Annotated in this window: 25 protein-coding genes, 1 tRNA gene and 1 pseudogene; 14 read left to right on the top strand and 13 right to left on the bottom strand. The window is 66.9% G+C overall.

Going from position 1 to position 24,254, the window contains the following annotated elements; genetic code table 11:
• Positions 1-43: 43 nt before the first annotated feature.
• Positions 44-1,330 carry a helix-turn-helix domain-containing protein gene (locus QOD90_RS09740; protein WP_526349047.1) on the bottom strand — a complete coding sequence of 429 codons (1,287 nt, stop codon included), beginning with the start codon at positions 1,328-1,330 and terminating at the stop codon, positions 44-46.
• 151 nt (positions 1,331-1,481) lie between these two features.
• Here QOD90_RS09740 and QOD90_RS09735 point away from each other — a divergent pair, with 151 nt between their 5' ends.
• On the top strand, positions 1,482-3,302 hold the full coding sequence (locus tag QOD90_RS09735; protein ID WP_526349045.1) for an NAD(P)-binding domain-containing protein: 1,821 nt from the start codon (positions 1,482-1,484) through the stop codon (positions 3,300-3,302).
• Here the strand turns inward: QOD90_RS09735 and QOD90_RS09730 are convergent.
• The gene (locus QOD90_RS09730) at positions 3,299-3,970 is read right to left on the bottom strand and encodes a chymotrypsin family serine protease (RefSeq protein ID WP_526349081.1); all 672 of its coding nucleotides are present in this window, start codon (positions 3,968-3,970) and stop codon (positions 3,299-3,301) included. The two genes, QOD90_RS09735 and QOD90_RS09730, sit on opposite strands and share 4 nt — an antisense overlap.
• 191 nt (positions 3,971-4,161) lie before the next feature.
• On the opposite strand from QOD90_RS09730, the gene QOD90_RS09725 reads away from it, so the two are divergent.
• Together QOD90_RS09725 and QOD90_RS09720 are read left to right on the top strand one after the other, a co-directional pair.
• Entirely contained in the window at positions 4,162-4,674 is a 513-nt protein-coding gene (locus QOD90_RS09725; protein WP_526349043.1) for a phage holin family protein, read from the top strand.
• The gene (locus tag QOD90_RS09720) at positions 4,674-5,648 is read left to right on the top strand and encodes an alpha/beta fold hydrolase (protein ID WP_526349041.1); all 975 of its coding nucleotides are present in this window, start codon (positions 4,674-4,676) and stop codon (positions 5,646-5,648) included. The genes QOD90_RS09725 and QOD90_RS09720 overlap by 1 nt, the downstream gene beginning before the upstream one ends.
• A 1-nt stretch (position 5,649) precedes the next feature.
• Here QOD90_RS09720 and marP read toward each other — a convergent pair whose 3' ends face one another.
• Genes marP through nth form a run of 4 tightly spaced genes read right to left on the bottom strand, consistent with a single transcriptional unit; the run spans position 5,650 to position 8,993 of the window.
• A complete protein-coding gene (gene marP / locus QOD90_RS09715; protein WP_526349039.1) occupies positions 5,650-6,837 on the bottom strand; it encodes an acid resistance serine protease MarP in 1,188 nt (395 codons plus the stop codon).
• On the bottom strand, positions 6,834-7,634 hold the full coding sequence (locus QOD90_RS09710) for an NUDIX hydrolase (RefSeq protein WP_526349079.1): 801 nt from the start codon (positions 7,632-7,634) through the stop codon (positions 6,834-6,836). Before QOD90_RS09710 ends, marP begins: the two co-directional genes overlap by 4 nt.
• Entirely contained in the window at positions 7,634-8,296 is a 663-nt protein-coding gene (locus QOD90_RS09705) for a TlpA family protein disulfide reductase (protein ID WP_526349037.1), read from the bottom strand. The genes QOD90_RS09710 and QOD90_RS09705 overlap by 1 nt, the downstream gene beginning before the upstream one ends.
• Before the next feature lie 16 nt (positions 8,297-8,312).
• Positions 8,313-8,993: an endonuclease III gene (nth, locus tag QOD90_RS09700; protein ID WP_526349077.1), complete on the bottom strand. Its 681-nt coding sequence runs from the start codon at positions 8,991-8,993 to the stop codon at positions 8,313-8,315.
• A gap of 177 nt (positions 8,994-9,170) precedes the next feature.
• Here nth and QOD90_RS09695 point away from each other — a divergent pair, with 177 nt between their 5' ends.
• Complete coding sequence (locus tag QOD90_RS09695; RefSeq protein WP_526349035.1) at positions 9,171-9,494, top strand: hypothetical protein; 324 nt, start codon at positions 9,171-9,173, stop codon at positions 9,492-9,494.
• Positions 9,495-9,592: 98 nt separating this feature from the next.
• On the top strand, positions 9,593-10,267 hold the full coding sequence (crp, locus tag QOD90_RS09690) for a cAMP-activated global transcriptional regulator CRP (RefSeq protein ID WP_003883807.1): 675 nt from the start codon (positions 9,593-9,595) through the stop codon (positions 10,265-10,267).
• 31 nt (positions 10,268-10,298) lie between these two features.
• Here crp and QOD90_RS09685 read toward each other — a convergent pair whose 3' ends face one another.
• From QOD90_RS09685 to sp36, 3 genes are read right to left on the bottom strand one after another with little or no spacing between them, the layout of a single operon-like run.
• Positions 10,299-11,078: an MBL fold metallo-hydrolase gene (locus QOD90_RS09685; RefSeq protein WP_526349033.1), complete on the bottom strand. Its 780-nt coding sequence runs from the start codon at positions 11,076-11,078 to the stop codon at positions 10,299-10,301.
• Positions 11,079-11,110: 32 nt separating this feature from the next.
• Positions 11,111-11,566, bottom strand: coding sequence for a RidA family protein (locus QOD90_RS09680; protein ID WP_526349031.1), 456 nt, complete (start codon positions 11,564-11,566; stop codon positions 11,111-11,113).
• A complete protein-coding gene (sp36, locus tag QOD90_RS09675; RefSeq protein WP_163742191.1) occupies positions 11,563-11,724 on the bottom strand; it encodes a Sp36 family protein in 162 nt (53 codons plus the stop codon). The genes QOD90_RS09680 and sp36 overlap by 4 nt, the downstream gene beginning before the upstream one ends.
• Positions 11,725-11,772: 48 nt before the next feature.
• On the opposite strand from sp36, the gene bagA reads away from it, so the two are divergent.
• Both bagA and bagB read left to right on the top strand, forming a co-directional pair.
• A complete protein-coding gene (gene bagA, locus QOD90_RS09670; RefSeq protein ID WP_526349029.1) occupies positions 11,773-12,819 on the top strand; it encodes an ATPase BagA in 1,047 nt (348 codons plus the stop codon).
• Between the two features lie 61 nt (positions 12,820-12,880).
• Positions 12,881-14,014: an ATPase BagB gene (bagB, locus tag QOD90_RS09665; protein ID WP_526349027.1), complete on the top strand. Its 1,134-nt coding sequence runs from the start codon at positions 12,881-12,883 to the stop codon at positions 14,012-14,014.
• Positions 14,015-14,028: 14 nt separating this feature from the next.
• Here the strand turns inward: bagB and QOD90_RS09660 are convergent, their stop codons facing one another.
• The gene (locus QOD90_RS09660; RefSeq protein WP_526349025.1) at positions 14,029-14,388 is read right to left on the bottom strand and encodes a WhiB family transcriptional regulator; all 360 of its coding nucleotides are present in this window, start codon (positions 14,386-14,388) and stop codon (positions 14,029-14,031) included.
• Between the two features lie 282 nt (positions 14,389-14,670).
• Between QOD90_RS09660 and ponA2 the strand changes: the two genes are divergently transcribed.
• The 5 genes from ponA2 (at position 14,671) to QOD90_RS09635 (ending at position 20,986) form a co-directional block, all read left to right on the top strand.
• Complete coding sequence (gene ponA2 / locus QOD90_RS09655) at positions 14,671-17,145, top strand: transglycosylase/D,D-transpeptidase PonA2 (protein ID WP_526349023.1); 2,475 nt, start codon at positions 14,671-14,673, stop codon at positions 17,143-17,145.
• Between the two features lie 38 nt (positions 17,146-17,183).
• On the top strand, positions 17,184-18,155 hold the full coding sequence (locus QOD90_RS09650; RefSeq protein ID WP_526349021.1) for a metallophosphoesterase: 972 nt from the start codon (positions 17,184-17,186) through the stop codon (positions 18,153-18,155).
• Complete coding sequence (cds1, locus tag QOD90_RS09645; protein ID WP_526349019.1) at positions 18,152-19,264, top strand: L-cysteine desulfhydrase Cds1; 1,113 nt, start codon at positions 18,152-18,154, stop codon at positions 19,262-19,264. The genes QOD90_RS09650 and cds1 overlap by 4 nt, the downstream gene beginning before the upstream one ends.
• A gap of 294 nt (positions 19,265-19,558) precedes the next feature.
• Positions 19,559-19,632: transfer RNA gene (locus QOD90_RS09640), tRNA-Pro, on the top strand.
• Between the two features lie 211 nt (positions 19,633-19,843).
• Positions 19,844-20,986: a DUF7159 family protein gene (locus tag QOD90_RS09635; protein ID WP_526349017.1), complete on the top strand. Its 1,143-nt coding sequence runs from the start codon at positions 19,844-19,846 to the stop codon at positions 20,984-20,986.
• Positions 20,987-20,991: 5 nt separating this feature from the next.
• On the opposite strand, the gene QOD90_RS09630 is transcribed toward QOD90_RS09635, so the two are convergent.
• The 3 genes from QOD90_RS09630 to QOD90_RS09620 form a co-directional block, all read right to left on the bottom strand.
• Positions 20,992-21,237, bottom strand: coding sequence for a hypothetical protein (locus QOD90_RS09630; RefSeq protein ID WP_526349015.1), 246 nt, complete (start codon positions 21,235-21,237; stop codon positions 20,992-20,994).
• A 68-nt stretch (positions 21,238-21,305) separates the two neighbouring features.
• Positions 21,306-22,292: an LLM class F420-dependent oxidoreductase gene (locus QOD90_RS09625; protein ID WP_526349013.1), complete on the bottom strand. Its 987-nt coding sequence runs from the start codon at positions 22,290-22,292 to the stop codon at positions 21,306-21,308.
• A 40-nt stretch (positions 22,293-22,332) separates the two neighbouring features.
• Positions 22,333-22,797 carry a GatB/YqeY domain-containing protein gene (locus QOD90_RS09620; RefSeq protein ID WP_526349011.1) on the bottom strand — a complete coding sequence of 155 codons (465 nt, stop codon included), beginning with the start codon at positions 22,795-22,797 and terminating at the stop codon, positions 22,333-22,335.
• A 69-nt stretch (positions 22,798-22,866) separates the two neighbouring features.
• Here QOD90_RS09620 and QOD90_RS09615 point away from each other — a divergent pair, with 69 nt between their 5' ends.
• A complete protein-coding gene (locus tag QOD90_RS09615) occupies positions 22,867-24,102 on the top strand; it encodes a DUF7847 domain-containing protein (RefSeq protein WP_526349009.1) in 1,236 nt (411 codons plus the stop codon).
• 1 nt (position 24,103) lies between these two features.
• Positions 24,104-24,254 (top strand): annotated as a pseudogene (locus tag QOD90_RS09610) (DUF4129 domain-containing protein); the annotation flags it as partial.

Raw genomic sequence — 24,254 nt, 5'->3', positions numbered from 1 at the left:
CTCACAGTCGCCGCAGCGCCATTTCGCGACTGTGGGCGCTACCTCAGTGGGGATTAGTTCGCCGAAGCGCCCGGATGGCGGGGGCCGTCGAGGCGGCCAGCAGTGTCGCCAGGTCAGGTGGGTAGCAGACGTCGATGACCGCGGACGGCGGAAAGCGGTATGGGCGACCGTGCACCAGACCGGCGAGTTGCTTTCGCAGACGGGACATCTCGGCCCGCACGGTCACCACTCTGGACCGGTCGCCGTACAAATCGTCGGCGAGGTCGGGCGCCGAACGCCCGTCGCGGTGGGTCGCGAGAATCAGCAGGATCTCGGCGTGCCGCGGCGAGATGTCGTGCCGCCAGCACCCGAACTGGCCGACCATCTCCAGTGACGGTGCACCCGAATCGCGGACGTCGAGCGTCACGCGGGAGATGCCGGGCGTGGCGTCCTCCTCGGTCGGCCGCACCAGCCAGCCGCCGGGCAGCAGTTCGATCTCGCACATGCCGAGCGGCGGTATCCAGGTCCGCCCGGGCGCGGTGTCCTCGGGCAGGAGGATTCTGTTGTGCAGCGGCAGCGAGTCGACCGCCGCCACCCAGCCGTCGTGGTCGACCGCGAGTGCGGGCGCGCCGATTCGGGCCAGGATGGGCGCCGCCACCGACCGCAACCGGTTCAGGGTGCGGTCGTGGTGTTCGCGCAGCCGCGACTCCGCCAGCCTGGCGACGACGTCGACGAGGGCGACCGTCGTCGGGTGCACCGTCGCCGCGGGCCCCGAGACGTCGACCACGCCGATCACCTGACCCGTCCTGGGATCCTTGATGGGGGCGCCCGCGCACGTCCACGGGTGGTGACTGCGCTGGTAGTGCTCGGCGGAGAACACCTGCACGGCGCGGTTGGAGACGAGCGCCGTCCCGATCGCATTCGTGCCGACGGCGTCCTCACTCCAGTGCGCGCCTTCGATGAAGCCAAGCCGGTCGGCATGGTTGAGCACCGACGCCGAGCCGCTGCGCCACAGCACGCGTCCCCTGGCGTCGGCCAAGACGAGGATGTTGTCCCCTTCGGCGATCAGCGATTCCAGGTTCCGCGAGACCTCGTCGAGAACCGCCAGCAGGCCAGAGGACCGGCGAAGCATCTCCAGCCCCGCGAGCTCCACCACGGGCGCGCGGAGGTGGTCGGGGCCGATGCCGTTGGCGATCATCCGCTGCCAGGAGTCCTCGATCACCGACCGTGGCCGGGCGGGCGCCCGCGTGCCCGCCATCCTCGCGTCGTACACCGCCGACATCAGCCGGGCATAGTGGCGCGGATCCTCTCCGACCGCGACGGCCGGTTCGGGAGCGGATAGGTCTTGCATCACTCCTGATTGTGCTCCCCATCACATTCGGGTGCCAGGGAACCGCGGTCCGAGATCGTCGCACGCCTCGAACGCGCCGTTTCGTCCGTGGACGGGTGCAACGTGGTGCAACTCTTGTGCCCAGTACCACTACTGGTGTGCTCTGAGTCACATGACCGAAACGATTGAAAAGCCAGCTACCGCACCGCCCACGCCGCAAGCCCGCGTCGACGCCTGGCTGGCCGACTTCGAAGCCGCCGTGGCCGTGCGCGACGTCGAGCGGGTCGTCGCGAAGTTCGCCGTCGACAGCTTCTGGCGCGACCTCGTCTCCTTCACCTGGAACATCAAGACCGTCGAGGGACGCGACGGCATCGCCGACATGCTCGGTGCGCGGCTCGCGGAGACCAGCCCGTCGGGATTCCGGACCCGCGAGGAACCAGTGGCCGACGGTGACGTCACCTCGGCGTTCATCGAGTTCGAGACTGCCGTCGGGCGCGGCATCGGACATCTCCGCCTCAAGGGCGACGAATGTTGGACGCTGCTGACCGCGATGCAGGAACTCAAGGGCCACGAGGAGCACAGGGGCGCGACCCGCGTCATGGGTGCGGTGCACGGCTCCGACGTCGACACCAGGTCGTGGGCGGAGAAGCGCGCGGACGAAGAACGGGCCCTTGGCCGCAGCGCACAGCCGTACACGCTGGTGGTCGGTGGCGGTCAGGGTGGCATCGCGCTTGGCGCCCGGCTGCGCCAGCTCGGAGTGCCCGCGATCGTCGTCGACAGGCACGAGCGCCCAGGCGACCAGTGGCGAAAGCGCTACAAGTCCCTGTGCCTTCACGATCCCGTCTGGTACGACCACCTGCCGTACCTGCCCTTCCCCCAGAACTGGCCGGTGTTCGCACCCAAGGACAAGATCGGCGACTGGCTGGAGTTCTACACCAGGGTCATGGAGGTCCCGTACTGGTCCAAGACCACCTGCCTGTCGGCATCGTTCGACGACACCGAGAAGCAATGGACCGTCGAGATCGACCGTGACGGAGAGCGCCTGACGCTGCACCCCACGCAACTGGTATTGGCCACCGGCATGTCGGGCAAGCCGAGCATTCCGACGCTGCCTGGCCAGGACGCCTTCCGCGGCGAACAGCACCACTCCAGCGCCCACCCCGGGCCGGATCGCTACACCGGCAAGCGCGCCGTGGTGATCGGGTCCAACAACTCCGCCCACGACATCTGCAAGGCGCTCGTCGAGAACGGCGTCGACGTGACGATGGTGCAGCGGTCGTCGACCCACATCGTGAAGTCGGATTCGCTGATGGAGATCGGGCTCGGTGACCTCTACTCGGAACGGGCGGTGGCCTCGGGCATGACCACCGAAAGGGCCGACCTGACCTTCGCGTCGCTGCCGTACCGCATCATGCACGAATTCCAGACCCCGATTTACGACGCCATCCGCATTCGCGACAAGGAGTACTACGACCGGCTGGCCGCGGTCGGCTTCGAATTGGACTGGGGCGACGACGATTCCGGACTCTTCATGAAGTACCTGCGCCGGGGGTCGGGCTACTACATCGACGTCGGCGCCTGCGATCTGGTGGCGGACGGCACCATCAAGCTGGCGCACGGCCAGGTCGACCGACTCACCGAGGGCTCCGTGGTGCTTGCCGACGGCACCGAACTTCCCGCCGACGTCGTGGTCTATGCCACCGGCTACGGCTCGATGAACGGCTGGGCGGCCGACCTCATCGGCCAGGACGTCGCCGACAAGGTCGGCAAGGTGTGGGGCCTCGGTAGCGACACCGCCAAGGATCCCGGCCCCTGGGAGGGCGAGCAGCGCAACATGTGGAAGCCGACGCAGCAAGAGAACCTGTGGTTCCACGGCGGGAATCTGCATCAGTCCCGGCACTATTCGCTGTACCTGGCGCTCCAGCTCAAGGCACGTTACGAAGGACTGCCCACCCCCGTATACGGGCTACAGGAGGTTCATCACCTGAGCTAGGCAGCAGGCGCGGCGCCGAGCGGGACGAAACCGGATCCCGGTCGGTTCTTCGCGTTGATGTCGTCGAGGATTGAGGTCATCGACATGGTCACCGCCGGGGTGTGCAGCGGGATGAACTTCACCACGCACGTCGGCAGGTCCTCACTGAAGGCGCCGTGGATCATCCCGACGAGAAGGTTGTTCACGGTGACGGGCGCGCCCGAGTCGCCGGGCTGCCCACACACCTGGTTCAGGATCGTGCCGGGCTTGTCCCCCGGCCCCCATGTGACGCCACACGACTGGCCCGTCGTGCGGCCGAGCTTGCAGGCATTCTCGCCGAAGGCCGGGTCGGGTCCCAGCCCGTCGATCTCGAAGCCGTCGACGGAGTTGACCGGCTGCACCTTCGCGGGGTCGAACTGGATGACCGCATAGTCGAGACCTTCGTTGCCCGCGACCATCGTTCCTACGACGCCGGCTTCCTGGGCACGCTCCGAGGCGACCTGGGCGCCGGGCCCGCCACAGTGCGCGGAGGTGAACCCGATCAGGTTGCCCTTGCTGTCGTTGCCAATCGTGGTCAGCGTGCAGAAGGTGTCCCCGTCGATCACGATCCCCGACCCGCCACCGAGAATCACCCGATCGGCGGCGTGGGAGGTGGCGACGTGCGGCGTGGTCAGAGCCAAGACCAGCAGGACGAGTACGGCGGGCAACGTGAATTGCCAGCGATGACTCCGTGCGAACTGCAAGAAACCCCCGATCGACTGCCCCGGCCCCGTGACCAAACTCCGTCAGTCTAACGTCGGCCGGGATCGATGCACCGGCCTCGACATGGCAACATGGGCCACGAATAGCGGGAACACATCAAAGCGGGGAGGACGTGTCCGTGAGCAATGGCGACCGCAAGAGCGGCGTTCCGACGACGTTGGCCTCGATTCCGCTGGTCGATCCGCATGCGCCAAAGCCCGATCCCTCCGTCGGGGATCTGGTCAAGGACGCGACGTCTCAGATGTCGACGCTGGTGCGTGCAGAAGTCGAACTCGCGCGGGCCGAGATCACCAGGGACGTCAAGAAGGGCCTGACGGGCAGCGTCTACTTCATCCTCGCGCTCGTCGTCCTGTTCTATTCGACGTTCTTCTTCTTCTTCTTCGTCGCAGATCTGCTGGACCTGTGGCTGCAGAAGTGGGCGGCCGATCTCATCGTGTTCGGATTGATGGTGCTGACCACCGGACTGCTGGCCCTCCTCGGCTTCCTGAAGGTCCGCAAGATCAGGGGCCCGCAGAAGACGATCGAGTCGGTCAAGGAGGCACGGGTCGCCCTGGTGCCCGGCGGTGACAAGCCGTCCAAGCCTGCGTCCGTCAATGGCGCCGCGTCGACCACCGATCCATCCGGCTGGTAATGACCCGAGGCGGTATACGACAGCCGCCGCCTGATCCGTCGGTCACGCGGATTGCCGGTCCCTGGCGGCATATGGACGTGCACGCCAACGGGATTCGGTTTCACGTCGTCGAGGCCAACCCGCGAGCGGAGGATTCGGCGCAGGGTGCCGACCTGCCGCTGGTGGTCCTCTTGCACGGCTTTGGCTCGTTCTGGTGGTCCTGGCGTCATCAGCTCCGCGGATTGTCCGGCGCGCGGGTGGTGGCCGTCGATCTGCGTGGTTACGGCGGCAGTGACAAGCCGCCTCGCGGCTACGACGGCTGGACGTTGGCAGGTGACACCGCGGGGCTGATTCGCGCGCTCGGGCACGAGACGGCGACGCTGGTCGGGCATGCCGATGGCGGGCTCGTCTGCTGGGCGACCTCGGTGCTGCACCCCCGGGCGGTGCGGGCCATCGCCGTCGTCAGCTCACCGCATCCGCTGGCGCTTCGCGCGTCCGCGCTGACGCGCCGAGACCAGGGCCTGGCCCTGCTGCCGTGGATGCTGCGCTACCAGCCACCCTTCTGGCCGGAGCGGTCACTGACGCGCGACGACGCTGCCGAGTTGGAGGCCGTCGTTCGCAGCAGAGCAGGCGCCAAATGGCTTGCCTCCGAGGACTTCTCGGAGACCATCCGGCACATGCGGCGGGCCATCCAGATCCCGTCGGCGGCGCATTCTGCGTTGGAGTATCAGCGTTGGGCGGTTCGCAGCCAACTGCGCGGTGAGGGACGACGTTTCATGCGGTCGATGAAGAGCCCGCTGGCGGTGCCGGTACTGCACATGCGTGGCGACGCCGACCCGTACGTGCTGGCCGACCCAGTGCGCCGCACGCAGCGGTTCGCTCCGCACGGACGGTACGTATCCATCGCAGGCTCTGGGCATTTCGCGCACGAGGAGGATCCCGACCTCGTCAACGAACAGATGACGCGGTTCCTCGCGGGCGTCTACGGCGGCTGACTCAGGAAATGCAGGTGTCGGTGGACACCCGCTGGCTGTTGCCGACCTTCGCCATCTGCTTGGCCACCTCGTTGGAGGTCAGCACGAAGCCCGTATCCGCGTCGTCGACCGCCGCGCCGAACACCACGCCAAGCACCTTGCCGTCCTTGTCGATCAGCGGTCCACCTGAATTGCCCTGCCGGACAGTGCCTCTGATGGTGTAGACCTCACGGGTCACCGTCGTGGTGTGGTAGATGTCGGGGCCGTTGAGCTGGATGATCTCGCGGATGCGTCCGGGGGTGGCGGTGAACTCCCCGCCGCCGGGATACCCCATGACCACCGCGTCGGTACCCGTCGGCGCTTCCTGCATGTCGAACTGAAGCGGGGTCGACGGCAGGTCGGGCACGTCGAGAATGGAGATGTCGGCGTTCGGGTCGTATGACACCACGGTCGCGTCGTACGACTTGCCGTCGGCCTCGACCGTCACGCTGTCCGATCCCGCGACGACGTGCGCATTCGACATCACCCGGTTGGGTGCGACGACGAAACCGCTTCCCTCGAGCACCTTCTGGCAACTCGTCGCCACCCCGCGGATCTTCAGCACGCTCGGCCGGGTGGCGGCGACGACGGGATCGTTCGCCAATGCCGCGTTGGGCGCGTCGACGTTCACGATCGGGGTGCGGCCGAACGGCTGCAGTACGTCGGGCAGCCCAGAGGTGTCCAACAGCGACGACAGCCGGGTCGGCACCCGCTTCAGCCATGCGGGCGCGACGTCATTGACGGTGGACAGCACGCGCGAACCACGCACGGCCGCTGCGAGATTGGGCTGATCCGAGGACGTGAGCGGAGTGGCAAGCAGCCACGCCGCCACCAATACCGCGACGAGTTGCAGTGCGACCCCGACGAACGAGTCGAAGGTGCGCAATCCCCCGTTCCGGATGGCGCCTCGCACGGCCCGGCCGAGGACGACTCCCGCGATCTCGCCGATCACGACGAGCCCGAGGATCAGGAACAGCGCGACGAACAGCTTGGTCCGCGGCCCGTCGACGTGGCCGACGACGTGCGGCGCAAGAAGCACACCTGCGACGGCGCCGAGGATGACACCGACGAAGGACAGCAGCGAGCCAAGCGCCCCGGAGCGCCAGCCGGAAACGGCGGCGACGAAGGCGATGGCGAGGACGGCCAGATCGAGCCACTGCGACGATGTCATTGTTGGCCCTCACGGTAATCGCTGCCGCCACCGACGAGTGCCATTGCCGCATCCAATTCGCGCACGTTGTTCGCGTCCCAGGGCTCCGCCCAGCCCGCGACGTCGAGGATGGCGGAGATGACCTGGCCGGTGAAACCCCAGACGAGCATCTGATTGAGCAGGAAAGCGGGCCCGGCAAACCGGGTGGTGGTCTCCTTGCGGTACACCATCAACCGATTCGCGGGGTTGATGAAGGCGCGGACGGGGACGCGGGCGACGATCGCCGTCTCACGTTCGTCGACCACGTCCACCGGTCCGGGGTCGGGCGAGTAGGCGAGCACGGGCACGACGTGAAAACCCGACGGTGGGATGAACATCCGATCGAGCGTGATCAGGGGTTGCAACCGGGTGGTGTCGATGCCGGTCTCCTCGCGGGCCTCCCGCAACGCGGTGCCGACGGGTCCGTCGTCACCGGGGTCGGCCGCGCCACCGGGGAAGGCGGCCTGTCCCGCATGGTGGCGCAACGTCGACGCCCGCACGGTGACCAGCAGGTCGGCGTTCTCTGGCAGGCCGCCGGACGGCGAGTCGAATGGCCCCGAGAACAGGACGAGCACCGCGGCGTCGCGCTTGGCTCCGGTCAGCGTCGCGGTGGCTTCCTCCACTTCACTGGCGACCTTGATCGCTGCGAGCACCTCGGCGGGTACCCGCCTGCGGTAGGCGCGCGGCACGTCAGCGACGTTGTCGAGCAGCGGTTTCAGCCAAGACGGGGCTGCTGCGGCATCGAGAGGAGCGTGTGGTCCCCCGTCACCGTTGGAGATCAACCCCGCACTCCCATCCCTGGATTCACCGCCGCCGCGATCTCATCGGCGCTGGTGAACGAGCGCGGCAGGATTTCGGCCACCGTACCGTCCGAGCGAAGGACGACTGTCGCGGGCATGACGTTGGGCACCTTCAGCGCTGCAGCCACCAGCCGTCGACCGTCCTGCAGGGTGGGAAGTCGGACGCCGAGCTCGGCCAGGCGCAGGAGCGCCGCGGTCTCGTTCTCGTCCTGGTGCACGGTCAGCACGGTGACGGCCGATCCCATCCGACGCTGATACTCGGCCATCGCAGGCAGTTCGTCGGCGCAGGGGCCGCACCAGTACGCCCACAGATTCAGCACGACGTTGCGACCTGCCACGACGCGTCCGACGTCGACTCGACTGCCGTCGGCGGCACATTCGACCGTGACGTCGCGCAGCGCTTCCGGGCTGGCGCCCGCCGCGCCCGTCGGGCATGGCGGAAGGTCGGCCCGGTCCCGGGGGCCTGCCAGCGCCTCCAGCGTGTCGGCGTCGCGGTGCTCGCGGGACTTGCCCGCCGACGGCGCACCGCCGCCGTTGCCCCCACCACCGGAATCATCGGCGCCGACCTCGCGCCACAACGCGACGCCCAGCGCCACGATGACGACGAGCACCGCCACGGTCCATCTGGTTGACGCACGCATGGGGGTCGTTGGTGCCCTAAAGTCCGGCCAGCGCCAGCAGGTGTTCCGTCTCGGGCCCCTTCACCAGCGCGGCGGCGGCGAGCGGATCCGTGGGGCCCAGCCCGAACGACGGACAGTCCTTGGCCAGCACGCACACGCCGCAGGCCGGCTTCTTGGCATGACACACCCGGCGGCCGTGAAAGATCACCCGGTGACTGAGCAGCGTCCACTCCTTGCGAGGAATCAAGTCACCGATCGCGAACTCGACCTTGACCGGGTCCTCGAGTTCGGTCCAGCGCCAACGGCGCACCAATCTGCCGAAGTGGGTGTCGACCGTGATCCCGGGGATGTCGAAGGCGTTGCCGAGGATCACGTTGGCGGTCTTGCGGCCGACTCCCGGCAGCGTCACCAACTCGTCGAGCGTGCAGGGCACCTCGCCGTCGAACCGTGCGACCAACTCCTGGCCCAACCGCATCAGCGAATTCGCCTTGTTGCGGTAGAAGCCGGTGGGCCGGACCATGGCCTCGAGTTCCTCGCGGTCGGCGCCTGCGTAGTCCGCCGCCGTGCGGTACTTCGCGAACAGCGCCGGCGTGGTGAGATTGACGCCCTTGTCGGTGCTCTGCGCCGACAGAATCGTCGCGACGGTCAACTCCAGCGGGTTGGTGAAGTCGAGCTCGCAGTAGACGTGCGGAAAGGCTTGCGAGAGCGCGCGATTCATCCGCCGCGCGCGGCGAACCAGGCCGACGTGAGTCTCGGTGTCGTATTTGGTGGATCTGGGGTTCACCACTGCGCGCGCTGCCACGGAGCAAGCCTACTGACGGAACCGACAAGTGTAAGCGCGGACCGGTGGCATTTCGTGATCCCACCGAGACCTTCGGCGTGTTTACTTCGCCATGTGTCCTGGTTGCTCGTTGCGTTCATCCCGGGGTTGCTGATGTTCGCAACCTTCGGGCTCGACCGCTTGGAAGCCGGCCTGGACGACGACACCGTGTCTCCCGCCGACGTCAACGCATTTCTCGAACAGGCAAGGGCAGACTGCGCCAAACCCGCGGCGCGAACCGGCGAAGTAGAGACGTACGAATTGCTCGACGACGACGATGACATCGGGTATTCGACACGCGTCGTCGACCAGTCGCCGCAAGGTTTGCCGACGCGCGTCGTCATTCACCACGGATCGAATCCCGAATTTCAGCCGACTCGCCACGCATATCGTGTGTAGCGTTGGCACGTCGCGAAGCCGCCTGCGCTTAGAATGATTTCGCCATCCAGCACAGATGGCATTCGCGTTTCATATTTTCCGACGGCTTAAGGGGCAACGTGGACGAGATCCTGGCGAGGGCCGGAATCTTCCAGGGAGTGGAACCGACTGCGGTCTCCGCGCTGACCAAGCAATTGCAGCCAGTCGACTTTCCGCGTGGGCACACGGTGTTCGCCGAGGGCGAGCCCGGTGATCGGCTCTACATCATCATCTCGGGCAAGGTGAAGATCGGCCGCCGCTCGCCGGATGGGCGCGAGAATCTGCTCACCATCATGGGCCCGTCCGACATGTTCGGCGAGCTGTCGATCTTCGACCCAGGCCCACGTACCTCGAGCGCGACGACCATCACGGAGGTGCGCGCCGTGTCGATGGACCGCGATGCCCTGCGCGCGTGGATCGCCGATCGACCGGAGATCGCCGAGCAACTGCTCCGTGTCCTGGCCCGTCGCCTGCGCCGCACCAACAACAACCTGGCCGACCTCATCTTCACCGACGTGCCCGGCCGGGTAGCCAAGCAGCTGCTGCAGCTCGCCCAGCGGTTCGGCACGCAGGAGGGCGGCGCGCTTCGCGTGACGCACGACCTGACCCAGGAGGAGATCGCCCAGTTGGTCGGCGCCTCGCGCGAGACGGTCAACAAGGCGCTCGCCGACTTCGCCCACCGCGGGTGGATTCGCCTCGAAGGCAAGAGCGTGCTGATCAGCGACTCCGAGCGGCTGGCCCGCCGAGCGAGGTAACGAGCGAGCATCCGGCAGGGTGCCCGCTTCCTCAGCTGCGTAGGTAGTCGAGCTGGGCTTGGACGCTCCACTCCGCGTGCGGCCACAGCTTCTCGTCGACGTCGGTGTAGACGTGCTCGACGATCTGTCGCGCGGTCGCGTCCTCACCAAGCACTCGCAACGCGTCACGCACCTGGGCGAGCCGCTCCTCGCGATGCGTCAGGTACATCTGCGTCACGGCTTCGAGGTCGGCGAGGTCCGGCCCGTGCCCTGGCAACACGGCGCGTCGACCCAATCCGTGCAGCCGGCGCAGCGACTCCAGGTACTCCCGAAGGCTGCCGTCCTCGTTGTCGATGACGGTCGTCCCGCGGCCGAGCACCGTGTCCGCGGTGAGCACCGCGTCGTCGACCACGAAGGACAGTGAGTCGGCGGTGTGTCCCGGCGTCGCCAGCACCGTGATGCGCAGGCCCGCGGCGTCGATCACCTCGCCGTCGGATAGCGGACCGCCGAGGCCGCGCAGGAAACCACTGCCCACCGCCCGCACCGTCGCACCGGTGCGCTCGACCAGCTTGTCGATCGCGTCGGTGTGGTCGCCGTGCTTGTGGCTGATCAACACCAGCGGAACCTTGCCGAGGCTCGCGATCCGTTCGACGTGCTCGTCGTCGTCGGGACCCGGGTCGACGACGACCATCTCGTCGCTGCCCGGGCCTTGCAACACCCAGGTGTTGGTGCCGTCGAGGGTCAGCATGCCGGGGTTGTCGCACAGCAGCACCGACGCGGTATCGGTGACACGCCGCAACTTCCCGTAAGCGGGGTGCTGCAGCGAATTCACCCCCCGGTCGCTTCGCTCTCCCCCGCCGGGCGTCACCGCACCTCGACGATCAGCTCTACCTCCACGGGCGCATTCAACGGCAGCTCGGACACTCCGACGGCCGAGCGGGCGTGGACGCCTGCGTCGCCGAAGACGTCCCCGAGGAGTTGCGACGCGCCGTTGACGACGCCGGGCTGGCCGTTGAAATCCGGTGCGGACGCGACGAACCCGACCACCTTGACCACGCGGGTCACCGAGTCGATGCCGACGAGTGAGTGCACCGCCGCCAACGCGTTCAATGCGCAGGTCCGGGCCAGCTCCTTGGCGTCCTCGGAGGTGACCTCGGCGCCAACCTTGCCCGCCTTCGCGAGCACGCCGGCGACCATCGGCAGCTGTCCGGAGGTGTAGACCAGATTTCCCGTCCGCACCGCGGGAACGTATGCGGCCAGGGGTGCGACGACGGGAGGCAGCTCGATACCGAGCTCCGCCAACCGTTCCGAAGCCGTCACCTGGGCCGCTTCATGTACGCGACGAGCTGCTCGCCGGTCGGTCCGGGAACCACCGAGACCAACTCCCAGCCGTCCTCGCCCCACTGATCGAGAATCTGCTTGGTCGCATGCGTCAGTAGTGCCACGGTCACGTATTCCCACCGGGTCGGTTCGCTCATGGGCCTGAGCCTATCTGGGACCGGGGATGCCATGGATAGGCTGCTGTGGTGACCACCGAGGTTCCCGAAGCCAACAGCCATGCATCCCTGGGCTGGCCATCGCGATTGAGCAAGGCCCGCCTGCACTTCGTCACCGGCAAGGGCGGCACCGGCAAGTCCACGATCGCCGCCTCACTCGCGTTGGCCTTGGCCGCGGGAGGCCGCAAGGTGCTGCTCGTCGAGGTCGAGGGACGCCAGGGCATCGCGCAACTCTTCGACGTGCCGCCGCTGCCATACGAGGAAGTGAAGATCGCGACCGCCGATGGGGGTGGGCAGGTCAACGCGCTCGCCATCGACACCGAAGCGGCGTTCCTCGAGTACCTCGACATGTTCTACAACCTCGGCATCGCAGGTCGGGCGATGAAGCGCATCGGCGCGGTCGAGTTCGCCACGACGATCGCGCCGGGCCTTCGCGACGTGCTCCTCACCGGCAAGATCAAGGAGATCGTGGTCCGGTCCGAGAAGGAACGAGCGAAGACGAAGGGGAAGTCGCCCGGCTACGACGCCGTAGTGGTGGACTCACCGCCGACAGGGCGCATCGCCCGATTCCTCGACGTCACCAAGGCCGTCTCCGACCTTGCCAAGGGCGGCCCGGTGCATTCGCAGGCCGACGGCGTGGTCAAGCTGCTTCACTCCGAACTGACCGCCATTCACCTCGTCACCCTTCTTGAGGCGCTACCCATCCAAGAGACCCTCGAGGCGATCGACGAACTAGTGGAGATGGGCCTGCCGATCGGCAGCGTCATCGTCAACCGCAACATCCCGTCCTACCTCGACGCCGCCGAGCTGGCCAAGGCCGCCGAGGGTGACGTCGACGCGGACTCGGTGCGGGCGGGTCTGGCCAAGGCCGGAATCACGTTGGCCGACGCCGACTTCGCCGGGCTGCTCACCGAGACGATTCAGCACGCGACACGCGTCAGCGCCCGCACCGAGAGCGCCGTGCAACTCGACGCGCTCGACATGCCGCGACTCGAACTACCGGCGATAGCCGACGGCGTGGACCTCGGCAGCCTGTACGAACTCGCCGAAGCACTAGGCCAGCAAGGCGTGCGATGAGCGCCAGCGAAGAGCAGAAGTTACCGATGAGCGCCGGCGAAGACCACCAGGAGATCCCGCGATGAGCGTCACACCCACCGCCCTCGACATGGCCGCGATCCTGGCGGATCGAGCCAATCGCGTCGTGGTGTGTTGCGGCGCAGGCGGTGTCGGCAAGACGACCACCGCCGCGGCGATGGCGCTGCGCGCCGCCGAGTACGGCCGCACCGTCGTGGTCCTCACGATCGATCCGGCGAAGCGGCTCGCGCAGGCGCTTGGCATCAAGGACCTCGGCAATACGCCGCAGCGGGTCCCGCTCGCCCCCGAGGTGACCGGTGAACTGCACGCGATGATGCTCGACATGCGTCGCACGTTCGACGAGATGGTCATCCAGTACTCCGGCGGCGATCGTGCGGAAGCGATTCTGGAGAACCAGTTCTACCAAACCGTCGCCACGTCGCTCGCCGGCACGCAGGAGTACATGGCCATGGAGAAGCTCGGCCAGCTGCTCGGTGAGGACAAGTGGGATCTCGTCGTCGTCGACACTCCGCCGTCGCGCAATGCCCTCGACTTCCTCGATGCGCCGAAACGCCTCGGCAGCTTCATGGACAGTCGCCTGTGGCGTCTCCTGCTGGCGCCGGGGCGCGGCATCGGAAAGCTGGTGACGGGCGCCGTCGGACTGGCCATGAAGGCACTGTCGACCGTGCTGGGGTCCCAGATGCTCTCCGACGCAGCCGGTTTCGTGCAGGCCCTGGATTCGACGTTCAGCGGTTTCCGCGAGAAGGCCGATCGCACCTATGAGTTGTTGAAGCGACGGGGTACCCAGTTCGTCGTCATCTCGGCTGCCGAGCCGGACGCGCTGCGGGAGGCGTCGTTCTTCGTCGACCGCCTGTCGAGTGAGAAGATGCCGCTCGCCGGACTCATTCTCAACCGCACGCACCCGACGCTGTGCGATCTGCAGAGCGACAAGGCCAGGGAAGCGGCGGACCAGCTGGCTGCCGACGGGGAGGCCGATGGCCTTGCGACGGCGGTCTTGCGCATCCATGCCGATCGGGCGCAGACGGCGAAGCGGGAAGTGCGGCTGCTATCGCGCTTTACCGGCGCCAACCCCCATGTGGCGATCGTCGGCGTGCCTTCGCTGCCGTTCGACGTGTCCGATCTGGAAGCGCTCCGCGTGATCGCCGATCAGATCACCGGCGATACGGACGCGGCCTGACCTCTTTGGCCGGCTTAGACGGCGCTGCGATGTTTGCGCTGGGCCGCGAAGAACTCCGCCCAGGACACCACCTCGGGGTGCTGCTTGAGCAGGGCTCGACGCTGACGTTCGGTCATGCCTCCCCAAACCCCGAATTCGACCCGGTTGTCCAGCGCATCGGCGCCGCATTCGGAGATCACTGGGCAATGGCGGCAGATTACGGCCGCCTTTCGCTGGGCGGCCCCGCGGACGAACAATTCGTCGGGGTCGGCCTGGCGGCAGCGAGCTTGCGAAACCCACGCAATGCGGGCTTCAGCTTCGGCGCCTTGGACCACTACACCGTTGACTGGGGAACTCATGATTGTCCTGCGCGCCGCGGGCCGTATTCCTGACACCAGCGATCCCTTCGTCCAGCCGCCCCCTGCGACGGCGCAGTTATCGGTGTAGAACGCTAGTGCGATCTACGCCACATTGCGATTGGGAGTGTTACCTAGATCGCACTGTCAGTCAAAGCTAGGTGGTCAGGGGGGTTTTGCGCAACAGTCAAATCTCGAATTAATGGGACGACCGTGCAGTGATACATCTTCGCGCACTTTTCTGGCTTGCGCCAAGGTTGCCTCAGCGGCTAAAAGCACCGCTGCGAGGCTGGTGACGATCCGGCTGGCTACTCTGTAGCCATGTCCGACCGATCGCAGGCGACGCCGCCGCCGGGGCGTGCTCCCGCCGCGGTCACGGTCATCAAGCTCGCCTGGTGCGTCCTGCTTGCCAGCATCGTCGCCGCGGGGCTGATGTTTCCGGTCGTCGGAGGCTTCGGATTGATGTCCAATCGCGCGTCCGACGTGGTTGCCAACGGTTCAGCTCAATTGGTCGAGGGCGAAGTTCCAGCGGTCTCGACGATGGTCGATGCAAAGGGCAATCCGCTGGCGTGGCTGTACACGCAGCGGCGGTTCGAAGTGCGCAGCGATCAGATCGCCAACTCGATGAAGCTGGCGATCGTCTCCATCGAGGACAAGCGGTTTGCCGAGCACAACGGCGTCGACTGGAAGGGCACGCTCACCGGCCTCTCCGGTTATGTGTCCGGAGCGGCCGACACCCGCGGTGGCTCGACCATCGAGCAGCAGTACGTGAAGAACTACCAATTGTTGGTGATCGCGCAGACCGATGCGGAGAAGCGGGCCGCCATCGAGACGACGCCCGCCCGCAAGCTTCGCGAGATCCGCATGGCGTTGACGTTGGACAAGACGTTCACCAAGCCGGAGATTCTGACGCGCTACCTGAACCTGGTGTCCTTCGGCAACGGAGCGTTCGGCGTGCAGGACGCCGCGCAGACGTACTTCGGGGTCAACGCATCAGACCTCAACTGGCAACAGGCCGCGCTGCTGGCAGGCATGGTGCAGTCGACGAGCACGCTGAATCCGTACACCAATCCCGAGGGTGCCCTCGCACGTCGGAACGTGGTGCTGGACACCATGATCGACAACGTCCCTCAAGAGGCGGAGGCGCTGCGGGCCGCGAAGCTGGAGCCGCTCGGAGTGCTTCCCCAGCCCAACGAGCTGCCCCGCGGTTGCATCGCCGCGGGCGACCGCGCCTTCTTCTGCGACTACGCGCTCGACTATCTGGCCCGCGCAGGCATCAGCAAGGAGCAGGTCGCCAAGGGCGGCTATCTCATCAAGACCACCCTTGACCCCGACATCCAGAACTCCGTGAAGTCGGCGATCACCAACTTCGCCGCACCCGATCTGCCTGGCGTCGCGAGCGTGATGAACGTGATCAAGCCGGGCAAGGAGTCCCATCCGGTGCTGGCGATGGCCTCCAACCGCACCTACGGCCTGAACCTCGACGCCGACGAGACCATGCAACCCCAGCCGTTCTCCCTGGTCGGTGACGGCGCAGGGTCGATCTTCAAGATCTTCACCACGTCCGCCGCCCTTGAGATGGGCATGGGCATCAACGCCCAACTCGACGCCCCTGCGCGGTTCGAGGCGAAGGGCCTTGGCAGCGGTGGCGCCAAGGGCTGCCCGCAGGCGACGTGGTGCGTTCTGAACGACGGCAACTACCGCGGCGCGTTGAGCGTCACCGATGCCTTGGCGACGTCGCCAAACACTGCCTTCGCCAAGTTGATCTCGCAGGTCGGCGTGCAGCGCACCGTCGACATGGCGGTCAAGCTCGGGCTGCGGTCGTACGCGCTGCCCGGCACCGCCCGCGACTACGACCCGGAGAGCAACGAGAGCCTGGCCGACTTCGTCAAGCGGCAGAATCTGGGCTCCTTCACCCTGGGGCCCATCGAGGTGAACCCCCTCGAGTTGTCCAACGTCGCCGCCACCCTCGCCTCGGGCGGCACGTGGTGCCCGCCGAATCCGATCGACAAAGTCTTCGATCGCACCGGCAAGGAGGTGTCGGTCACCACCGAGACCTGCGAGCAGGTGGTGCCCGAGGGCTTGGCCAACACGCTCGCCAACGCCATGAGCAAGGACGACCAGAGCGGGACCGCGGCCAGCGCCGCAGGCTCTGTCGGATGGAACCTCCCGGTGTCGGGCAAGACGGGAACGACCGAGGCACATCGGTCGTCGGGCTTCTTCGGCTTCACCAGCGACTACGCCGCCGCCAACTACATCTACGACGACTCGACCTCGCCGTCGGACCTGTGCTCGTTCCCGCTGCGCCAGTGCGGTTCTGGCAACCTGTACGGCGGCAACGAGCCGGCCAGGACGTGGTTCACGGCGATGAAGCAGTTCACTCCCGACGACGTGGCACTGCCCCCGACCGATCCGCGCTACGTCGACGGTGCGCCCGGCTCGAAGGTGCCCAGCGTCGCGGGGATGACGCAGGATCTGGCTCGGCAGCGACTGAAGGACGCCGGCTTCCAGGTCGCCGAACAAGCCACGCCGGTCAACAGCACCGCTTCGACCGGCGCGGTCGTCGGAACCTCGCCGACCGGTCAGACGGTCCCTGGCTCGATCGTCACGATCCAGATCAGCAACGGGATTCCGCCCCCACCGCCACCTCTGCCGCCGGGGGTACTCCCGCCGGGGATGGACCCGAACGATCCCAACGCGATCCCTGCGCCCGTGGGTTCGACGGTCGTCCTGATTCCCGGCCTGCCACCGATTACGGTGCCGGTGCTCGGTCCGCCACCGCCGCCACCCCCGTAACCGGTGGGGTGCGGTCGATGTGGCAGTAGGCTGCATTCATGCTGGCCCGTTCGACGAATTTGAGGAAATCCGCCACCCTGGTGAGCTCGATGGCCGCCGGTTCGCTGGCCGCGGGGATCGCCTACGCAACATTGATCGAACGCAACGCGTTCGTCGTGCGGGAGACGACCATGCCGGTGCTGACGCCGGGGTCCTCGCCGCTGCGGGTACTCCACCTCAGCGACTTCCACATGATGCCAGGGCAGCGCCGCAAGCAGGCCTGGATCCGTGAGCTCGCCGGCTGGCATCCTGACCTCGTCATCAACACCGGCGACAACCTGGCCCACCCGAAGGCCGTGCCGTCCGTGGTGCAGGCGTTGAGCGACCTGCTGTCGGTTCCTGGCCTCTTCGTCTTCGGCAGCAACGACTACTTCGCGCCCAAACCGAAGAACCCGACGAACTACCTCTTCAAGCGTTCGCATCGCATCACCGGCGAGCCGCTGCCGTGGCAGGATCTGCGCGCAGTGTTCACCGAACGCGGCTGGCTGGACATGACGCACACCCGTCGCGAGATCGAGGTCAACGGGCAGCTCATCGCCGTGGCAGGCGTGGACGACGCCCATCTGTCCCGCGACCGCTACGACACGATTGCCGGTCCGGCGAGCCCGGCGGCAAACCTGACCCTTGGCCTCACCCATGCGCCGTACACGCGGGTGCTCGACCGCTTTGCCGCTGACGGCTACCAACTGGTGCTCGCGGGGCACACCCACGGCGGACAGCTCTGCCTGCCGTTCAAGGGCGCCCTCGTCACCAACTGCGATCTCGACGCGTCGCGGGCCAAGGGGCCGTCGCGGTGGGGCGCGAACATGCAGTTGCACGTATCGGCCGGACTCGGCACGTCCCCGTACGCCCCGTATCGGTTCTGCTGCAGGCCGGAGGCGACACTGCTGACGTTGGTGGCGGCGCCTACCGGCGGAGGGAGCCTCGGCAGCCGGGCAGGCATGTCGCACCCGTCGGTATCGGCGCATTGACCGACCGGAACTCCATCGCCGTTCGCCGCCATCCACGCGACTGGGTGGACAACGCGGTACGACTGATCGAAGCCGACGCGAGACGAAGCGCGGACACCCACCTGTTGCGTTACCCGCTGCCGTCGGCGTGGTGCGACGGCGTCGACGGGGTCACCGTCCAGCTCTATCTGAAGGACGAGACGACCCACATCACCGGCAGTCTCAAGCACCGGCTGGCGCGGTCGCTGTTCCTCTACGGGCTGTGCAACGGCTGGATCGGTGAGCACACGACGATCATCGAGGCGTCATCGGGGTCGACGGCCGTCTCCGAGGCGTACTTCGCGGCGATGCTCGGCGTGCCGTTCATCGCAGTGATGCCCTCGTCGACGAGTAGCGCGAAGATCAAGCTGATCGAATCACAGGGTGGCCGTTGCCATTTCGTGGCGGAGTCATCGCAGGTGTACGCCGAGGCCGAACGTGTCGCCGAGGAAACTGGCGGGCATTACCTCGACCAGTTCACCAACGCCGAGCGCGCCACCGACTGGCGCGGGAACAACAACATCGCCGAGTCGATCTTCGACCAGATGCACGAAGAGCGGTTCCCGATCCCCGACTGGATCGTGGTCGGCGCGGGCACCGGCGGCACCAGTGCGACGATCGGTCGCTATCTGCGCTATCGACGCCACGACACCCAACTGTGCGTGGTGGACCCGGAGAACTCGGCGTTCTTTCCGTCGTATGCGCAGGGCCGTCGCGACGTGGCGGGGGCGTCGTCGCGGATCGAGGGCATCGGCAGACCCAGGGTCGAGCCGTCGTTTCTGCCGGACATCATCGACCGGATGATGGTCGTCCCCGATGCCGCCTCGGTCGCGGCAGCCCATCACATCAGCGCCGTCCTTGGCCGTAAGGTCGGACCGTCGACGGGCACCAACGTGTGGGGTGCCTTCGGCTTGTTGGCCGAGATGATCGCTGACGGCCGCAGCGGTTCCGTGGTGACGCTCCTCGCCGACAGCGGCGAGCGCTACAACGACACCTACTTCGACGAGGGGTGGCTGACCAGCCAGGGGCTGGATCCTTCGGCGTCGGCCTCGGTTCTCCACGAGTTCGAGCGCTCGGGCCGCTGGCTCTGATCGCCGCTCTGGAACGCGCTACGGCTGAAACGGTCGGATGTCGCGAACAGCCACAGCGCGGCCGCGGCGAACAATCCGAAGTAGATTGTGGCTCCCAAGCCGGTCATGTGAATGCCTTTCCTCGAGACGATCTCGGTTGAACTTGCTGGCTACAACGCCGTCGGCGGCGGAATTCATCCCCCAGCGACATCGGTTCCCAGCCCTGGTCTACCCATCGGCGTCGGGACCAACCACGTTCGTGGGTCGCGTTTGGCTTCCGCCTGGCTCGGTGCGATACGCTGTCGAGGCTCTACGCGGGGTATGGCGCAGCTTGGTAGCGCGCTTCGTTCGGGACGAAGAGGTCGTGGGTTCGAATCCCGCTACCCCGACAGCGTTTACGCAGATGAAAGCCCTAATCCGGAGAACCGGGTCGGGGCTTTCTCAGTATCGGGAACTCTCCTGCCAGACGGCAGCACCGCGTCGACCGCGGGCGCACTCCCTGGCGACCTCGAAGGCACATGGCTATCTTCTTCTATGTAGCCATGAAATCCCGCCAGAGTATTTGACGACGCCAAAGAGCTCGCTGATAGGTTGCCATCGATGTCACCGCAACAGTTTTCGGTCCCGGAAGCCGGCGCCGACGTCGATGCGGTCCTAGGTGTGGCGTTGACCCCCTCCGCGGTGGGCATGGTTCTGGTGGAAGGCAGCCTCGCCGAAGGCGCCACCCTGGACCATGACTCCTTCCCGACCGACCCCGAGAGCTGGGCTTCTGCGTTGGGCATCGCTCAGCAGGTATCCGATGCCGTCGCGCGCACCTGCGCGATATCGGCGGCGCATGGCTACCACGTCCGATCAGTCGGAGTGACCTGGACCGACGATGCCGACGGCGCGGCGACGGCGTTGCTCAACTCGCTAACGGCCACGACCAGTAACCGCGTCGTAGCCGTCGCGTTGCGGCACGCCGGCGAGGCGCTGCTGACGTGGCGGACTCGGTCGGGCGTCGACTCCGGCCCTTCGGCGTTCTGCGTCCTGAGCGGTGACACCGCGATGGTCGTGAGAGTCGACGACCAGAAACACCTGTGGCACGAATCGATTGATGCCTCGGTCGACTCGTCGAAGGCGGTCGTCCAATGCCTCGACCGCCGGGACCGGCGACCCAAGGTGCTCTACGTGGTCGGTTCGGCTGACGACACCGCTCCGCTCACATCGGCGGCGGAAGGCGTTCTGGGAGCACGGGTATCGGCACCAACCGAAGCGTTGCTCGCTCTCGCACGCGGAGCGGCGCTGGTCGCGGCGCGCGACGGCAAGAACCTCGGGACGGCATCGAGGGACGAATGGTTCAGCGGGTTCCGGCACCGACCACACCCGCCACGGACGCGTAAGTGGGCGCTCGCCGTTACGGTCGCCGCCGTGATCGCCGGTGCGGCTTGGTCGATCTTCGCGGTCGATCCGTGGCACTCCGCGCCAGACGAGGCGGTGCCGGTCGGCGGGTCGCCGACCACGGAGAGTTCGTCAGTCGAACCTCGGGTGCCGACGACCATCGCCGTCGTCTCGGCGCAGCCGTTGCCCCCGCCACCCGTCACCCAGGCGCCGGATCCGCCCAGTGTGACACCGACCCGCGTGACGCGCGTCGCCGTGCCCGCAGCGGTCGCGCCGACGAATCCCACTACCGCTGCGACCGCGGTGGACCATCTGCCACCGAGCGCTGGTTCGGCCCCGGTCAATCCGGGTCCGGGAAACTAGCCGACCTACACCAGGGCGTCGGCGCGCAGGTAGTCGTCGTCATGCTCGTGCACCTTCGCGTACAGGGCGAACGAACTCACCTCCGCCAACCCCAGCAGGATCACGGGCCAGAACGCTCCTGCCGCAAGGCTCAGACCGATTCGCTCAGTGGCGGGTGGACGCTCGACGCCGAGGCGCGCGCTCACGATGTAGGCGGCGACGGCCGCGAGGATCGCGACGGCGATGTAGGTGGCAAACAGTGTCCCGGTCACGGCTCTCCCTCGTCGGTTAGCTGCGGGCAAAGTGTTCCCCGAAAGAACCGATTCCAACCCACCAATCTTCAGGGTGCCGCCGAGCGCAGTTTCTCCAGTAGCGGCTGCGCCGCCTCCTTCAGGAAGCGGTCCTGACCCTCGTCGCCGACCTGGACCAAGGCGATGTCGGTGAACCCGGCCTCCCAGTACTTGCTCACGGCGTCAACGATGGCGTCGAGGTCCGGCCCGCACGGGATGGACGACGCCACGTCCTCCGGCCGCACGAACTGGGTGGCCCCAGCGAATCCGGCTGTCGTCGGCAGGTCGGAGTTGACGGCCCACCCACCCGCGAACCAGCGGAACTGGTCATGAGCCCGTGCGACGGCGACGTCCTTGTCGGAATCCCAACAGATCGGGATCTGCCCGATCACCCGGGAGTCGCCGGGCAGGCCGGTGCCCCGTCGCGCTGCGTGCCAGCCGTCGACGAGCTCCTTGTCGGGCTCCACGGCGATCAGATGGTCGGCCAGCGGCGAGAACGTCTCGACGGAACGATCCCCCGACACGGCCGCGGCGATCGCCACCGGAATGTCGGGCACGTCCCACAACCGCGCCGAGTCGACCTCGAAGTAGTCGCCCTTCCAGTCGACCACCTCGCCGGTGAACAGTTCCCTGATGATCTGGATGGCCTCGCGCAACATGTCCTGGCGCCGCTTGACGGTCGGCCAGCCCTGCCCGACGACGTGCTCGTTGAGGTTCTCGCCGCTGCCCACCCCCAGCGTGAACCGCCCGTCGGCGAGGATCTGCACGGTTGCGGCCTGTTGCGCCACGATCGCCGGGTGATATCGGATCGTCGGGCAGGTCACGTAGGTGAGCAGTTCGACCCGGTCCGTCGCGTGTGCCACGGCGCCAAGTACCGCCCAGGCGTTCGGGGCGTGGCCCTGTGCCGAGAGCCACGGTGAGTAGTGGTCGCTGGACACCTCGAAGTCGAAGCCGAGATGTTCCGCCGAAACCGCATAGTCGACAAGCTGTTTCGGGCCGCTCTGTTCTGTCATGAGGGTGTAGCCGAATTGAGTCATACAGGATGGCTACCCGGCTACGGGCACGACGAAAACGCGGCTAGAGCCGTTCCTTGACTGCGGCCGAGAGGCGCGCCGAGTCCGCCTTGCCTTCTGCGATTGCCATGGCCGCCTTCATCACCTGCCCCATCTGCTTGGTTCCCGGTCGCTGGCCGATCTCCTCGGCGATCTGGGCGATGGCGGTGTTCACCACGTTGGCGAGCTCGTCGTCGTTGAGCTGCGTCGGTAGATAGTCGTCGATGACCTGGGCCTCGGCCCGTTCGTTGGCGGCGAGTTCACCACGCCCGTTCGTCACGTAGATCTCGGCGGCCTCGCCACGCTTGCGCGACTCCCGCGCCAGCACCTTCAGGACGTCATCGTCAGACAGTTCGCGCGACTCCTTGCCGGACACCTCTTCGGCCTGGATCGCCGCGATCAACATCCGCAGCGTCGCGGTGGTCAGCTTGTCCTTTGCCTTCATCGCCACCGTGAGATCGGCGCGCAGCCGGGCCTTGAGTTCTGCCATGGCGTAGACGCTACGCCCGGGCACGCCGTGCCCGTTGTGAATAATCGTAGGCATGGACAGGATGGGCGCATGAGCAGCGACGCCGACGGACTCGATGCAGCCGCCTCGTCGCCGCCGACGGATCCGCTGCCCGCCTACGCGCCGGCTCCAACCGGACCGCCACCCGCCATGGCCTACCCCGGCTACCCGCCGCCCGGCTATCCCCCGCCCGGCTATGCCCCACCCGGCTATCCCCCGCCCGGGTATCCGCCGCCCTCGGGTTACTACGCCCCACCGGGGTATCCCGGCTACCCCGGCCATCCGCCCTTTGCGCCTGCCCCCGCACTGAAACCCGGTGTCATTCCGCTGCGACCGCTCGGCTTGTCCGACATCTTCAACGCGTCGATCTCCTACATCCGCAGCAACCCCAAGGCCACTCTGGGCATGACCACCATCGTCGTCGTGGTGGCCCAAATAGTGGCCCTGCTGCTCCAGATCGGGCCGATGGCCACCAGCGGCATGCTGTCGCCCACGACGTCCGGCACGTTCGGACAGTCCGGTGCCTCGGAAATCTCCAACTCCGCGATCATCGATCTGGTGTTGTCCAGCCTCGCGGGGATGGTGACCACCACCCTGGCCGGGATCATTCTCAGCGGCCTGCTCACCGTGGTGGTCGGACGGGCCGTTTTCGGCGCGACGATCAGCATGGGCGAAGCATGGCAACGGGTTCGGGGACGCCTCCTACCGCTTCTCGGTGTCACCGCACTCGAGGCGATCGGTGCCGCAGTGCTGATCGCGGTGGTCGCCGGGTTGATCGCCGTCGTCGACCAGATCGTCGGTGCGGCAGCGGCATTCATCGTCGGCGCGCTGTTCGGCGTGGCGTTGGTCGCCCTGCTGATCTACCTATACACGATGCTCAGTTTCGCGCCGACGTTGATCGTGTTGGAGCGGATCGGCGTGATGCCTGCGATCACCCGGTCCTTCGCACTGGTGAAGAACGACTTCTGGCGCGTGTTCGGAATCCGCCTGCTGGCAGTGGTGGTCGCGGGCGTGGTCGCGGCTGCGGTGACGGCACCGTTCAGCTTCGTCGGCCAGATCATGCTGATGGTCGGCGGATCGACGACCACGATGGTCGTGTCCGTCGTACTCATCAGCGTCGGTGGCGCCATCGGGCAGATCATCACGGCGCCGTTCAACGCCGGCGTCGTCGTGCTCCTCTACACCGACCGCCGAATCCGTTCCGAGGCATTCGATCTGGTGCTGCAGACCGGTGCGACGGGCGCGGTCAGCTCCACCGACGACCTCTGGCTGACCCCTCGACGTTGACGTGCCCATCATCGACATCGACCGCGACGCCGCGCACGACGCTGCCCAGCACGAGCTGAACAAGCCGATCTATCCCCGGGGTTCGCTCACCGATCAACTGCTTCGCCTGCTCGACGACCTGCTGTTCAAGATCATGTCCGGCGGCGCGTCGG

It is taken from the genome of Mycobacterium sp. (assembly GCF_032161845.1).
GTDB lineage: Bacteria > Actinomycetota > Actinomycetes > Mycobacteriales > Mycobacteriaceae > Mycobacterium.
Note: the sequence above shows the minus strand (reverse complement) of the source record. Positions and strands in the feature narration are given on the sequence as shown.

Excerpts from the sequence above, each read along its gene's own strand:
- QOD90_RS09740 (WP_526349047.1), bottom strand. The coding sequence starts at position 1,330 with ATGCAAGACCTATCCGCTCCCGAACCGGCCGTCGCGGTCGGAGAGGAT.
- QOD90_RS09735 (WP_526349045.1), top strand. The coding sequence starts at position 1,482 with ATGACCGAAACGATTGAAAAGCCAGCTACCGCACCGCCCACGCCGCAA.
- QOD90_RS09720 (WP_526349041.1), top strand. The coding sequence starts at position 4,674 with ATGACCCGAGGCGGTATACGACAGCCGCCGCCTGATCCGTCGGTCACG.
- marP (WP_526349039.1), bottom strand. The coding sequence starts at position 6,837 with ATGACATCGTCGCAGTGGCTCGATCTGGCCGTCCTCGCCATCGCCTTC.
- QOD90_RS09705 (WP_526349037.1), bottom strand. The coding sequence starts at position 8,296 with ATGCGTGCGTCAACCAGATGGACCGTGGCGGTGCTCGTCGTCATCGTG.
- nth (WP_526349077.1), bottom strand. The coding sequence starts at position 8,993 with ATGAATCGCGCGCTCTCGCAAGCCTTTCCGCACGTCTACTGCGAGCTC.
- sp36 (WP_163742191.1), bottom strand. The coding sequence starts at position 11,724 with ATGAGCGAACCGACCCGGTGGGAATACGTGACCGTGGCACTACTGACG.
- bagB (WP_526349027.1), top strand. The coding sequence starts at position 12,881 with ATGAGCGTCACACCCACCGCCCTCGACATGGCCGCGATCCTGGCGGAT.
- ponA2 (WP_526349023.1), top strand. The coding sequence starts at position 14,671 with ATGTCCGACCGATCGCAGGCGACGCCGCCGCCGGGGCGTGCTCCCGCC.
- QOD90_RS09650 (WP_526349021.1), top strand. The coding sequence starts at position 17,184 with ATGCTGGCCCGTTCGACGAATTTGAGGAAATCCGCCACCCTGGTGAGC.
- QOD90_RS09635 (WP_526349017.1), top strand. The coding sequence starts at position 19,844 with ATGTCACCGCAACAGTTTTCGGTCCCGGAAGCCGGCGCCGACGTCGAT.
- QOD90_RS09625 (WP_526349013.1), bottom strand. The coding sequence starts at position 22,292 with ATGACTCAATTCGGCTACACCCTCATGACAGAACAGAGCGGCCCGAAA.
- QOD90_RS09620 (WP_526349011.1), bottom strand. The coding sequence starts at position 22,797 with ATGGCAGAACTCAAGGCCCGGCTGCGCGCCGATCTCACGGTGGCGATG.
- QOD90_RS09615 (WP_526349009.1), top strand. The coding sequence starts at position 22,867 with ATGAGCAGCGACGCCGACGGACTCGATGCAGCCGCCTCGTCGCCGCCG.